The organism is Limnohabitans sp. Bal53 (genome assembly GCF_003063355.1).
In the GTDB taxonomy this organism is placed as follows: Bacteria; Pseudomonadota; Gammaproteobacteria; order Burkholderiales; family Burkholderiaceae_C; genus Limnohabitans_A.
Genome location: NZ_NESH01000002.1, coordinates 783741 through 796849, shown reverse-complemented (window position 1 = coordinate 796849; position 13109 = coordinate 783741). Strand labels below are relative to the sequence as shown.

The following is a 13109-nucleotide window of genomic DNA, read 5'->3' as shown; positions in this document are numbered from 1 at the left end:
ATTTTATTTGCTTGCATGTCACTCAACAGAGGAGTCTCTTTGAAAAATCCATATCAAGGCTATGCCGCTGAAAATTTCTGGAAAACAGGCGTAGCTGACGTTGCGAGTGGTTCAACTTTTGATCAACTGTGGCAAAGCAAATTTCCGATATCCAAGTCCAGCAAAATCATCACTGTGGGTTCGTGCTTCGCGCAACATATCAGCCAGTGGTTAATAAAAAACGGATATCGCTGGATTGAGGCAGAGCTTTCTCCATCCAGTCTTTCTGAACATGAGGCTAAGGATTTGGGGTACGGTGTATTTTCGTTTCGCACGGGAAATATTTACACACCTGCCTTGCTAAGGCAATGGCTTGCGCTGGCTCTAGGGGAGATCCCTCCCATTGACGAGGTTTTTGTAGAAGACGGACGCTTCTTTGACCCTTTGAGGCCTCATTTGCCTTCTCAAGGCTACGAAAGTCCCGAGTCACTTTTTGCAGACCGTGCAGTCACTTTGTCCTCCATTAGACAGGCATTGGGTCAAGCAGATATTTTTATTTTTACCCTCGGGCTTACGGAGGCTTGGCGTCACGTGAGCGGTTATGTTTATCCGGCATGCCCAGGAACAATCCGGGGTAAGTTCAAGCCTGATGAGCATCATTTCATTAATTATGAACATCAATCTGTTTATGACGATCTTGAGTGGATTGTTGCCAAACTCAAATCCATCAATCCTGATCTGCGTTTCCTGCTGACGGTTTCTCCTGTTCCGCTTACTGCGACAGCCACACAATCGCATGTGCTGACGGCCACCACTTATTCCAAGTCTGTTCTTCGTAGTGCAGCTGGTTACTTGGCAGCCATGGATTCCGATGTCGACTACTTTCCTTCTTATGAACTTATCAGTTCTAGCGCCACTAGGCGTTGCTTTTTTGAGGATAACCTCAGAAACGTACGTTCTGAAGGTGTCGAATTCGTTATGAAGCATTTTGCAGCGGGTCTGCGTCAGTCGAATGGAGTCGCTGGCTCGGAACATACCATGTCTGCTTTTGGAGACCCCAAGGACGTGATGTGCGAAGAAATCCTGTTGGAAACATGGAATCAAGCGCAAAGCCCGGCAAGGTTTGAATCAACTTTGTGCCTGTTGGGTGACAGTCACATGGGCAAACTGTCACAAGCCTTTGAAATGATCGAAGTGTCCCATTGCGGCGGAATGATCATGAATGGAAGCGCGTGGACCTCAAATCTGTTTCACATTGACAATGATGAACTTTTTGTACCTTTGGAGGACCCCGGGTCGAGGGAGCGTTGGCTGCAGACTTTGCCGTTCTTTTCTTTGCCCGCTGAGGGGCGATGGGTGGTGACGAATATCGGTATGCAAACCCATAGAACTGTACACGATTTAATTGATTATCTTTCTAGGCTTCCCGTTCAAAATATAAGCGACCAGATATTTTTAAAATATTTTTATGAGCTAAACTCTCAGAAGATCGAGTTGATAAAAAACATCAGATCACGAGGCTATCGTGTGCTGGTAATCAGCGATCCACCAACTCGCGAAATTCATCCTCCCATAGCTGAGATGATTGATTTCTGGATTTATTACGATAGGCAATCGCTGAAAATTTTTCAAGATTTAGGATGTGATACTTTCAATGCTGGACTTTATTTCTCAAATGAAAATTTCCAATATAATTATTATTCGAGTAAGGTTTATGATGATGGAGTAAGAGACTGGTATCACGGTAGCGACCTTTATTATTCCGATTTGGCTAAAATTATTTCAGATGTCTTCTTGAAATCATAGCCAAACCGTTAATTAATCTTGTCTGGCATTGGTGGCTGATCCAAGACGAGGTTGATCTGATTAAAAATTAAGACCTATTTTTTGAAATAAATTATCTATTGATTAAATGGCGTTAAAATATTTTAGTATAAACCATTATAGCTTTGTCTATTGCTTGAATTTTATTGTCGATATATTTTTCATCAAGAATTCAATATTTGGTCGATGTCAATACTAAATTGTCGCCCCTGCAAAACCCCTGAAACCCGCATGAATGCTGGTGACGTGGGGTGAATTCGGATGGTCAGAACTCTCAAATAGATATTCAATGGAAGCTGTTTTCTGGGAGTTTTTGAAAGCAGCGCCATGACCGATGACTTTTTCCGCAACCGCCTGGACCAGATGATCGATTTGCGCCATCCGCTGGCGGTGCTGGCCAATCGCATGCCTTGGCAGGAGATCGAAGCTTCCCTTGCGCAGCGCTGGGCACGCAAGGTCAAGGCCGGCAAGAAGATCGAAGACCTGGACTTGTTTGGCCAGCTCTCGGCCGTTGCTGGGGGCGGCGTCTCCAATGCCGGGCGTCCTCGTCTGCCCACCCGTTTGATGGTGGCCTTGTTGTACCTCAAGCATGCATTCAACGAGAGCGACGAGGATGTGATCCAGCGCTGGGGCGAGACACCGACTTAGCAGTACTTTTCTGGCAACGAATATTTTGAGCACCAGTGGCCGTGCGACCCCACACAACTGGGGCGTTTTCGCAAAGCCCTAGGCGAAGAAGGCGTGGAAGAGTTGCTGGCCCGCACCATGGAAGTGGCCGTCACGCTCAAGCTAATCGCCAAGAAAGAATTGACCCGCGTGATCGTGGACTCCACGGTGCAAGAGAAAGCCGTCGCTCACCCCACCGACAGCAAGCTGCTGGAGACAGCCAGGTCCAAGGTGGTGGAGGCCGCCAAGGCTGAGGGCATTGAGCTCAAGCAAACCTACGCCAAAGAAGGCCAACTGCTGGGCTACAAGGCTGGGCGCTACGCCCATGCCCGCCAGTTCAAGCGCATGCGCAAAGTCATCAAACGCCAACGCACTATCGTTGGCAGGCTGCAGCGCGAGGTGGCTCGCAAGATGACCACGCTCAGCCAAGCCATACAAGAAACCTTAGGTCAGACCTTGGGCAAGGCCAAACGCTTGGTCATGCAGACCGGCAGCCGCAAAGCAGTGGACAACCGTGCCAAGCTCTACAGCTGGCATGCGCTGGAGGTGGAGTGCATCAGCAAGGGGAAGAGCCGTAACCCTTACGAGTTTGGTGTGAAGGTCGGTCTGGCTATGACGCTCAAGGGCAATTTGATCGTGGGAGCCAGGAGCTTTCCCGGTAACCCGTATGACGGACACACCATGCACGAGCAGATCGAGCAAAGCGCCATCCTGATGCAAGGCTTGGGCGTCAAGCCTTAGGTGGTTTACGCCGACCTGTGCTACCGGTGTGTGGACAAGGACAACCCGCTCATCGAGATCAAACACCGAGGCAAAGATAAGCGGCTGACCTATGAGGAGCGCAGACTGCTCAAACGACGCCAAGCGATTGAGCCGATCATCGGTCACCTCAAAGCGGATCACCGCATGGACCGCTGCCACCTCAAAGGGTCAGAAGGCGATGCACTTCACGCAGTGCTGTGCGCGGCGGGCTACAACATCCGCTGGCTGTTGCGGATGATCGTCAAAAAAGGCTTGGGCCTTTTGTTGTGCCTGGTGCAGGTGAGCGGTTTGACGGACTTGTTTGGAAAATTGGCAGAAATCTTCGGTCTCAACCGACTACAAAACTCAGATCAGCGCTGGGCGCTGGTGTGAAATGAATTTTGCAGGGCCGACTAAATTGTCAGGCTGGAGAGGTTTAAAATATATATTAACTCAAAAAGCCTAGTGGACATAGTCCACCAGGCTTTTACATTTGAAAAGACTCAATTATCGCAGCAGTGACAGCACTGATTGAGGCTGTTGGTTCGCCTGCGCTAACATTGCAGTGGCTGCTTGTTGAATGATTTGGGTACGGGCCAGTTCTGTGGTAGCCTGTGCGTAGTCTGTATCTAGAATGCGACTGCGAGAGGCCGAAGTATTTGCTGAAACGTTTTGCAAATTATCCGCTGCGTAGTTCAGTCGGTTGATGGATGCACCGAGTGTGCTTCGGTAAGAGTCAATCGCAGAAATGGCTGTATCCAAGTTGCTTATCGTTGTGCCGGCAAAATCGGCTACTGAACCAGCACTTGCAGCGGTGGCAGCATCAATCACAGCTGTCATTCCACTTAGCGCAGTAATATCGCTAAATGTTACAGTGATGGTCTGACTTGAATTGGCACCCACTTGAAACGCAGCTGAGTTTGCAGAAGCATTAGCCACTTTGGTTGTGTTCCACTCTGTGTTGTTAGATATTCGTTGAATCTCCTTAGCCAGCTGCTGATATTCTGTTTTGATGGCGGTACGATCCTTGGTAGTGTTTGTATCGTTGATCGCTTGGACGCCCAATTCACGCATGCGCTGGAGCATGTTGGTCACCTCGGTGGTCGCGCCTTCTGCAACTTGAATCATCGAGATACCATCGTTAGCGTTGCGCACAGCTTGGTTCAGACCGCGAATTTGAGAAGTCATCTTGTTGCTAATGGCCAAACCTGCAGCATCGTCGGCAGCGCCGTTGATGCGTTTGCCGGTTGACAGCTGTTCCATTACTTTGCTCATGCTGCGGTTGTTCACAGTTGCAGCATTTTGTGCAACGATGGATTTCACGTTGGTGTTGATAACTGACATGGTCTAACTCCTTGAAGAGATTTATTTCAAAAGGTTGGCAGGAACCCGAAGGGAGTAGACCTGCCTGGTTTTCACAGAAAATCTGATTTGAATCTCTGTTACTGGATGATTCGGAAGCTGGGGAAAAAGCTTGAGCGCTGTTTGCAAACTTTTTGCAAGCATCAGCTCTTTTTCAAGACTTTTCATCCTGCATCAGGCCCCTGACGTTGTCCAGGTTCTGGGCCACACGCAAGGCCACTTCGTTGGGGATCTGGCGCACCACATCGCCGTCTTTGTTTTTGACCGTGAGCACGATCTTGTTGGCCACGTCGTCCACGCTGAAGCTCAGGTCGCGGCTGTTGCGCTGCATTTGTTGGTTCAGTTGTTCGCTGGTTTCTTCCATGGCGCGGCGGGTTTCTCGTGGGTCTGGTTTGGCCTCAACCGCTGGCTTGGGTGCTTCCACCGGCTGTGGCTTGGCGACCTCTGCTGCGCGGGTGGGCTGTGCAGCGGCCACGGCGGCAGGTGCCGCTGCCGGTGGCAGCTTGCTGGGGGTGATGTCGTTGCTCATGGTCTTGTCCTTTGACTCTGGCACCCCCGCTGACAGAACTGGCGCATGGCCACTTGATGGGGCCAATATGGGGGTATCGTGATCGTGATTCGGCAGCAGTGGCCGGGACTTGAGCGGTTTTTGCGAAAAAACGGCAAATATTTGCCGGTCGGTGCTCAAGCCTGCGATGGGGCTTGAACACTTGACCTGTTCATTCTTCCGAATGAGGGAGCTTTTTGAGGATTTGAGAGGATGAAAGCGATCAAATAGAGGTCATTGATCGCTTGGCCCTGGCTTTAGCGTGAGGCGGCCGGAGCTGATGGAGTTGGGGTGCCGGCAGGTGTTTCACCTGCGGGCCTAGCCGGATTGCTGCGTGGGAACTGAACCGGGCGATCGCGGCTGGCGTTGGCGCTGGCGTTGTTTTTCTGCAGGGTTTCGAGGTAGCGCTCTTTTTGCAGGGTGACCAGTGCTTCGACATCGCGGTTGAGTTTGTCGACGCCGCCCACAGCGCCTTTGAGCGCTTTGACTTCGTTGCCCAGACTTTGCACCGCACCGGCTTGGCTTTGCAGGCGGCTGTTGATGGCCTGTACCTGCTTGAGCAGGTTGTCACTGGAGGCGGCGACTTGTTTGGCTGTTTCTCCGGGGACGGTCTGGACCATGCTTTCGGATTTCTTCAGGGCGTCGTTGATGCGTGCTTCGAGCAGGCCTTGTGCCTTGACTTGTTCTGTCTGCAAGGCGGACAGGCTTTCGATGCTGCGGTTGACGATGTCCAGCGATTCGAGGCCGGCATTGAGGTCGACCACGCGTTTGCCCACGGCCATCATCATGGTATCGAGTTGGTTGATGCGGCTGTTGATGCGCACGCCCATGACCAGGAAGAAGATGAGGCAAAACAACATCAAGCCGCCTGTGGCGCCGAGCAGGATCAGGGCTTTTTTGTGGCCGACTTCGGTCAGGGCCTTGAATTCGCTGGTGGCTTTGTTCAAGTCGCTGCTGGCAGCGGCAGCGGCTTCGGCCGATTTGCTGGCAATGTCGGCCGAGTCGAGCACGACTTGGGCGAGTGATTGGTATTGATGGTAGGCGCGTTCGTCAACCGCCATGCCCAGGTGGGGGCGTGGTTCGGCTTGGGGTGTTGCTGCGCTGGGGGCCTGTGGTGGACTGGCGGCAGGGGGTGCGCTGACGGCCGGGTTGGCGTTGGCGCTGCTGGTGGCTTGGGCGGTGTTTTCATCGGCCCCGGGGGCGTCGACGAGGATGGGTTCGGTCGGGGTGAAGTCTTTGTCGCTCATGGTCGTTTTCCTCGGGCTGTGGGCGTCTTTTCCAGGCGCTGGAGTTGTTCTGCCAGTTGGGCGTTACGGGCTCTCAGCTGTTCGATCCGGGCTTTGATGGGGTTGTTTTGTTCCCAGATGGGCTCTGTCGGTGCAGAGGCTTGGACTGGGGTGCTGCTTTTGGGGCTTGTGCTGCGCGCTTTGGGCTTGGGCTTGGCGGCTTTGGCCGGTGCAGCTTTGGGCTTGGCGGTTTTGGCGGGGGCTTCTGACTGACGTGTCAGCGTGGCCTTGGCGCGCACGGTTTTGGCCGCTGGGCTGGGGGCCGCAGTGCGTTGGGCTTTAGAGGCCTTGATGGGGGCCACTTTTTGGATATTGGGGGGGGGCTCGCTGGGTTGCTCTGGTGCGCTGGCTTTGGGTGGGCCTTTGCGTTGGGCCACGTTGGAGCCCGCTGGCATGTTGACGGCGTGGGGCTTGTCGCTGCGGATGAGGGTCGATTTTTTCACGGCGTGTTCCTGTGCGGGGTCAGGGTAGCTTGACGGGAGCCACAGGGGAGGGTGGCGAGGCGGGTGGCGAGGCTGGGGCGCTGTCAGAGCCGGGTTGTGGCCATTCAATGGGCAGTGGCTTGGCCGCCAAGCTGGGGTCGTTGGGGGCTTTGCCAATGCCAAAAGCTTCCGGCTGGAGCCACAGCATGGTGGCGGTGGACAGGGTCAGTGCCGCCAGGACCCAGAGCAACAAACGGGTGTGGTTTTTGTCCCATTTGCCCAAGAGCTGGGTGCTTTTGGCGAGGGCTTGCTGGCCCTTTTCGTGAAAGGCTTGTACTTGTTGCTTGACCTGGCTCAGGCGTGGGAGGGGGCGTGGCGTGGCGGGAGCGGGGTCGGCGAAGTGCGCCGCGTCTTGGAGGCTGGGGTGGGGCGTATCTTCGGCCCAAGCTTGTCGGTTGATGCGTTTGAGCAGTTGTTGGACGGGCTGCAGGCGGCCATCGGTGCGGGCGATGTCGAGCGCGGCTTGGGCTTGTTCGGCGTTGGGGGCTTCGATTTCCCAGCGCAGGATTTTGCGGCCGAAGGCGGCGAGGTTGTTGTGGCTGGCGTTGGGGCCTGTCATGAGCAAGATGGCTCGGATGTTGGCCCCGGGGAAGTTCTGGATCAGGCGAGCCAGCAGCTGGATTTCGGCTTCGGGCATGGCTTGGGCGTCGTGCACGATCCAGATTTGCGCACGGCCTGTGCCTGTGGGGGTGCTGGTGGCTTGCTGCACCGATTGGCGGGCCAGGGCTTCGTTGAAGCGGGCGAGCAAGGCGTCGGTGTTGGTGGGGAAGTAGACCTCGATGCTGTGTTCCGGGGCCTCTTGGCGCAGGCGTTTGAGCAGCAGTCCGACGTAGTGGTCGAGCAGGGCTTCGTGCTCGCATTGCAGGCACAGGCTCAGGCCTTCGCGGGCGATGGCGTTGGTGCAGCCGTCAATGCGCATGCGGTCGGCCGAGCGGAAGACGAAGTCGCCGGATGCGGGACTGTGGGTGACGCTCATGCGGTGGCTCCTTGGGCTTGGACTTTCTTACCGTCAGGACTGAACAGCATGCTGGGGGGCACTTTCACTTGAGGCTTTGGGCGAGGCGGGTTCATGGGGGAGGCCGCTTCGAGGCTGAAGACGTAGGCGATGACTTGGGCCACGGCGTGGTAGAGGTCTTCGGGCACTTGGTGTTCGACTTCGGTGGTGAAGTAAATGGCGCGCGCCAGTGGGGCCGCTTCAAAAATATAAATGCCGTGGTTTTTGGCTTCGGCGCGGATGAGGGCGGCCATGTGGTCGGAGCCTTTGGCCACCATGATGGGCGCGCCGTCTCCGGTGGGGTCGTATTCGAGGGCGACGGCGAAGTGTTCGGGGTTGGTGATGACAACGTCGGCGTCTTTGATGCGGTCCATCATGCGCGAGTTGGCCATTTCGCGTTGACGACGGCGGATTTGCGCCTTGACTTCGGGGCTGCCTTCCATTTGTTTGAATTCGTCTTTGACCTCTTGCTTGGTCATGCGCATTTTTTTGGTGAAGTTGTGCTTTTGCCAAGGCACGTCGATCATGGCGATGATGGCCAGGCTGAGCGCGACCCAAAGACCCGATTGCAAGATCATGTTGCCGGCTGCGTTCAGTGCGGGCTCAAGCCCCATTTGGCCGATCTGGACCAGCGAGTCCATGTTGGTCAGCAGTGACCACCACAACACACCTGCGACCAGCATGAATTTGAGAATGGCTTTGCCCAGTTCGACCAGGGCGTGGGTGCCGAAGATGCGTTGGAGGCCACTCATGGGGTTGAGCTTGGAGCCCTTGGGCGCGACGGATTTGAGGGAAAACAGGTAGCCCCCGGTCATGCCGGAGGCAACGATGGCTGCCACCATGGTGAAGGCCACGATGGGCAGCACGAGCACGAAAGCGGCCAGCATTTGCTCGCCAAAGTGGGCGGGCAGCAGCAGGGGTTTTTCGATCAGTTGGCGGTCAAAGACAAAGCCTTGCGCGAACACGGTGGACAAGCGGCTGACGAGCCAGCTGCCCGAGAGCATGAGCACAACGAAAGAGCCGATGACGATGACGGCCGCCGGCAGATCGGTAGAGCGGGCAACTTGACCGTCTTCACGCGCTTTGTTGAGCTTTTGCGCCGTCGGTTCTTCGGTTTTGTCTTGTGCGCTGTCAGACACGGGGCGCTCCTATGACATCACGAACGACGGTAAAGCCTTGGACCCAGAGCCATTCAATGCGCCCGCCGATGCTGTCCAGCGAGATGATCAAGATGATGAGGCCCGCCATGATCATGGCGGGAAAGCCGACGGCAAAGATGTTGAGGCTGGGCGCAGCGCGGGTGACGACGCCCAGGCCCACGTTGATGAAAAGCAAAGACACCATCACGGGCAAGGCCATGAGCACGGCGCCCAAAAACATCATGGAGCTCCACTGCAGCACGCGGCCATAGACGGCTTGGTTGAGGATGTTGGTGCCAATGGGCAGGCTGTTGAAGGATTCCAGAATCAAGCCCAGCAAGATGGCATGGCCCCCGAATCCGACAAAGATGAGGGTGGACATGACGATGAGCAGCTGCGAGATGACGGGCACGTTGCCCATGTTGGGGTCGAGCATGTTGGCCATGGACAGGCCCATGGCGGCAGCGATGCTTTGACCGGCCACGATCACAGCGGCCACAACGACTTGCAAGATCAGGCCCATGGTGGCGCCGATCATGATTTGGTTGAACACTTCGACCAGGCCTTGTGCGGTGGTGGGGTCGATGACGGGCCAGTTGTGAAGGGGGTAGACGAGCCAGGTGAGCACCAGGGCCACCAGAATCCGCATGCGGGTGTTGAAAGCGCTGAGCGAAAAGATGGGCGAGGTGATCATGAGGGCCGAGATGCGCAGCATGGGCCACAGAAAGGTGTAGAACCTTTCGACGACATCGGCGGCCAGGAAGTTCATGAGGTCACCCGCTGGTAGTTCAGACGAACAGTGTCGGGATGCGCTCGAAGATGCTGCGCGTGAAGTCCACCAGGGTGACCAACATCCAGCTGCCAAACAGCAGCAGGGCCAAGGCCATGGCGATCAACTTGGGGATGAAGCTGAGCGTCATTTCGTTGATGGAGGTGGCGGCCTGGATGATGCCGATGAACAGGCCCACGGCCAGCGCAACCAGCAGCAAAGGGGCGCTGACCAGGGCGATGGTCCACAGGGCTTGGCGGCCCAGGTCGATGACGGTGGCGGTGTCCATGGGGCAGTTCCTTTAGGGCATGGCAAAGCTGCCAGCCAGCGAGCCCATGATCAGGCTCCAGCCGTCGACCAATACGAACAGCATGAGCTTGAAAGGCATGGAGATCATCATGGGCGAGAGCATCATCATGCCCATGGACATGAGGACGCTGGCGACGATGAGGTCGATGACCACAAAGGGGATGTAGATCAGAAAGCCGATGGTGAAGGCGCTTTTGAGTTCTGAAGTCAGAAAGGCCGGCACCAAGGTGGTGAAGGGCACGTCTTGCGGGCTGTTGAAGTTGGTGTTGCGGGCGATTTCCATGAACATGGCGATGTCGTCTTCGCGCGTTTGCAAGAGCATGAAGGCGCGGATGGGTTTTTCGGCGGCAGCCAGGGCTTTGTCAAAACTCAGCCCTTGGTTCATGTAGGGCAGCAAGGCGGTTTGATAGACCTCGGTGAGCACGGGTGACATGACAAACAAGGTCAGGAACAGCGACAGGCCGACGATGACCATGTTGGGGGGGGTCTGGCCCGTGCCCAAGGCTTGGCGCAGCAGAGACATGACGATGACAATGCGCACAAAGGCGGTCATCATGAGCAAGAGCGAGGGCAGCACCGACAGCGTGGTCATGAGCGCCAGCAGCTGCAGGGTCAGGCTGTACTGGGTGCCCCGAGCCGTGTTGGTGGCGGTGATGGCGGGCATGTCTTGCGCCTGAACCAGCAGGGGCAAGAGGCTGAGCACAACGGTCAAAATCAGCCCAAGGCTGAGGTGGCGCTTCATGGCGTGTGGGTCGCAGTGGGTTGGGTGGGAGGTGCCGCTTGCGCAGGCCAAGGGGACAGGGCGGTCATTTGATGGGCGGTGACGCCGATCAAGACGTCTTGACCGTCGACCTGGATGAGCACAATTTTTTGTCGTGGGCCGATGGACAGGCTTTCAATCGTTTGCAAGCGCTGGGCGTTCTTGCGCAAGAAGCTGTTGCCGTTTTGCATTTTACGCAGGCCCCACAGCACGGCCAGCAACAAGGCGATGACCAGCGCGAAGCTGAGCACATATTGCAGCCAGTCAGAAAAGCTCCACCCGGTGTTCATGGCGTTTCTTTACAGGTTGTCCAGGCGCTCGGAGGCGGGCACCACGCGGGTCAGGCGAATGCCGTAGCGGTCGTTGACAAGCACAACCTCGCCTTGCGCGACGACGGTGTTGTTGACCAGCAGGTCCAGGGGCTCGCCTGCGATGCGGTCGAGCTCGACCACGCTGCCCTGGGTCAAGCGCATGAGGTCGCGGATTTTGATTTGGGCACGGCCCACTTCAATAGAGAGCGTGACCGGGATGTTTTGCAACACGTCGGTGTGGATTTGCCCTTTGTCGACGGCTTCTGTCGGGGCTTCGTTGGGGGTCAGTTCGCTCATGGGCGCTCCTTGGTGTGGGGGTCAGGTCGGTGCGTTGGGGCTGATGGCGTTGACGATTTTGATCGCCACTTGGCCGCCCATGGCACCAACCTCGACGTCGTAGACCGGCATGTCCTGGACCATGACGCGGGCGAAGTCGGCTTTTTTGAAGGGCAGGATGTCGCCCGGTTGCATGTTTTGGAGCTGTTGCAGGGACACGCTGAGTTTGCCCAGCAGGATTTGCATTTCCAGCTCGGCGTCGTGCACCGCATCGCTCAGTTGTGCGCGCCAGACTTTGTCGGAGTCTTCGTTGCCGTCTCCCGTTTGCACGCGGCTGCGCAGCAAATCACGCACGGGCTTGAGGGCCACGTAGGGGATGACCATGTCGACAAATCCGGAGCCTTGTGAAGTGGCTTCGGATTCGAATCGGCTGAGGATGACTAGGTCGTTTTCGTCAACGATTTGGGCAAACTGGGGGTTGATTTCTGAGCTGATGTGCTCGAAGTCGACCGGGGTGAGCGGTGACCAGGCTTCTTTGAAGGAGCGGAAGAAAACCTGCAGGATGATTTTGATGATGCGGGTTTCGGTGGGCGTGAACAACCTGCCGGGGGGCAGTTGGCCCACGCCGCGGCCAAAACCGCCAAAGAAGCTGTCAAGGGAGCTGAAGACCACGGTGGGCTCGATCACGACCATGGCGTAGCCACGCAGGGGCGTCATGCGCACGATGTTGACCGACAGGGGGGCTTTGAGGTCCTTGAGGTAGTCACCAAACCGGACGATTTGGGTGCGTGTGGGGTTCATGCGCGGACTGGTGCGCAACACTTCGAGCATGCCCAGGCGAAACAGCCGGATGAAGCGCTCGTTGATCATGTCCAGCGAGGCGACGTTGACGCCCAGGCTGCTGTCTTCAGCGGCCAGGTCGTGCTTGCGCACTTGCACGTCCAGGTTGTAACCGGCACTCGCGCTGGCGCTGTCGTCGCTGAAACTGGCGGACAAGGCCGCCAGCTCTTCAGGGGACAAAAGGGATTGGGTATCGGCCATGGTCAAAGGGTCCGTCGGACTTTACTGCACCACAAAGCTGGTGAAATAAACCTCTTCGATACCGCCAAAATCTTCGAATTTTTCAAGCACGGCGTTCAGTTCTAGGCGGATCTTTTCGGCCAAGTTTTTGCGAAAGTCGGGTTGACCCAACTGGTCTTCGGTGGTTTGGCGCATGACGTCGAGCGCGGCTGAGCGCAGCGCGAATTCATGCTTTTTGACGTTTTTAAACACCCGCTCGTCGTAGTGGGTCATGATGGCCACCTGGACTTGAATCACTTTGCGCGAGTTGGTCAAGTTGGCGAGCATGTCTTTTTCGATTTCCAAGTAATGGTTTTCGAAGCGGGTGAGCTCGGGCGTGCCCTTGGTGACTTTTTTGGGGCCTGTATCGCTGGCCGGGTTTTGGGCGCCTGCAGCTTGTTCTTCCAAAGCCTTGAGTTGGGCCTCGGCTGCGGTTTCGTCTTTTTTGTCAAAAAAGCCGGTCACAAAGAGTGTGCCCACCACGGTGCCCACCAGGAGCAAGATGGCCACGACCGCGATCAAGATGATCTTGACAATGGGCGATTTCTTTTTGCCTTCAACTTCTGTGTCTTCTTCTGCCATGGTGTGTCCTCATTGGATTGCTG

14 protein-coding genes and 1 pseudogene are annotated in these 13109 nt (G+C 56.0%); 2 read left to right on the top strand and 13 right to left on the bottom strand.

Annotated features, from left to right (window positions below):
- Nucleotides 1-39 precede the first annotated feature (39 nt).
- Nucleotides 40-1785 (top strand): GSCFA domain-containing protein, encoded by a 1746-nt coding sequence (locus B9Z50_RS08685; protein WP_199221697.1) that lies wholly within the window; start codon nt 40-42, stop codon nt 1783-1785.
- Nucleotides 1786-2130: 345 nt separating this feature from the next.
- A pseudogene (locus B9Z50_RS17950) lies at nt 2131-3603 on the top strand (IS5 family transposase).
- 114 nt (nt 3604-3717) lie between these two features.
- On the opposite strand, the gene B9Z50_RS08675 reads toward B9Z50_RS17950, so the two are convergent.
- The 13 genes from B9Z50_RS08675 to fliL all read right to left on the bottom strand — a co-directional run bounded on the left by B9Z50_RS08675 (nt 3718) and on the right by fliL (nt 13086).
- Nucleotides 3718-4554: a flagellin gene (locus B9Z50_RS08675; RefSeq protein ID WP_108363269.1), complete on the bottom strand. Its 837-nt coding sequence runs from the start codon at nt 4552-4554 to the stop codon at nt 3718-3720.
- A gap of 172 nt (nt 4555-4726) precedes the next feature.
- Nucleotides 4727-5101, bottom strand: coding sequence for a flagellar protein FlaG (locus B9Z50_RS08670; protein ID WP_108363267.1), 375 nt, complete (start codon nt 5099-5101; stop codon nt 4727-4729).
- Nucleotides 5102-5376: 275 nt separating this feature from the next.
- Nucleotides 5377-6366, bottom strand: a complete 990-nt coding sequence (locus B9Z50_RS08665) for a hypothetical protein (protein ID WP_108363265.1) — start codon at nt 6364-6366, stop codon at nt 5377-5379.
- Nucleotides 6363-6848, bottom strand: a complete 486-nt coding sequence (locus B9Z50_RS17565) for a hypothetical protein (protein ID WP_158270650.1) — start codon at nt 6846-6848, stop codon at nt 6363-6365. Before B9Z50_RS17565 ends, B9Z50_RS08665 begins: the two co-directional genes overlap by 4 nt.
- Nucleotides 6849-6867: 19 nt before the next feature.
- Complete coding sequence (locus tag B9Z50_RS08650; RefSeq protein ID WP_108363259.1) at nt 6868-7863, bottom strand: hypothetical protein; 996 nt, start codon at nt 7861-7863, stop codon at nt 6868-6870.
- Complete coding sequence (flhB, locus tag B9Z50_RS08645) at nt 7860-9020, bottom strand: flagellar biosynthesis protein FlhB (protein ID WP_108363257.1); 1161 nt, start codon at nt 9018-9020, stop codon at nt 7860-7862. The genes B9Z50_RS08650 and flhB overlap by 4 nt, the downstream gene beginning before the upstream one ends.
- Nucleotides 9013-9789: a flagellar biosynthetic protein FliR gene (gene fliR / locus B9Z50_RS08640; RefSeq protein ID WP_108363255.1), complete on the bottom strand. Its 777-nt coding sequence runs from the start codon at nt 9787-9789 to the stop codon at nt 9013-9015. Before fliR ends, flhB begins: the two co-directional genes overlap by 8 nt.
- Nucleotides 9790-9808: 19 nt before the next feature.
- Nucleotides 9809-10078 (bottom strand): flagellar biosynthesis protein FliQ, encoded by a 270-nt coding sequence (gene fliQ, locus B9Z50_RS08635; RefSeq protein WP_108363253.1) that lies wholly within the window; start codon nt 10076-10078, stop codon nt 9809-9811.
- Nucleotides 10079-10090: 12 nt separating this feature from the next.
- Nucleotides 10091-10840, bottom strand: a complete 750-nt coding sequence (gene fliP / locus B9Z50_RS08630; RefSeq protein WP_108363251.1) for a flagellar type III secretion system pore protein FliP — start codon at nt 10838-10840, stop codon at nt 10091-10093.
- Nucleotides 10837-11148: a flagellar biosynthetic protein FliO gene (gene fliO, locus B9Z50_RS08625; RefSeq protein ID WP_108363249.1), complete on the bottom strand. Its 312-nt coding sequence runs from the start codon at nt 11146-11148 to the stop codon at nt 10837-10839. The genes fliP and fliO overlap by 4 nt, the downstream gene beginning before the upstream one ends.
- A gap of 9 nt (nt 11149-11157) precedes the next feature.
- Nucleotides 11158-11466, bottom strand: a complete 309-nt coding sequence (gene fliN, locus B9Z50_RS08620; RefSeq protein ID WP_108363247.1) for a flagellar motor switch protein FliN — start codon at nt 11464-11466, stop codon at nt 11158-11160.
- A 21-nt stretch (nt 11467-11487) separates the two neighbouring features.
- Entirely contained in the window at nt 11488-12486 is a 999-nt protein-coding gene (gene fliM, locus B9Z50_RS08615; RefSeq protein WP_233249812.1) for a flagellar motor switch protein FliM, read from the bottom strand.
- Between the two features lie 21 nt (nt 12487-12507).
- Entirely contained in the window at nt 12508-13086 is a 579-nt protein-coding gene (fliL, locus tag B9Z50_RS08610; RefSeq protein WP_108363243.1) for a flagellar basal body-associated protein FliL, read from the bottom strand.
- Nucleotides 13087-13109: the final 23 nt, after the last annotated feature.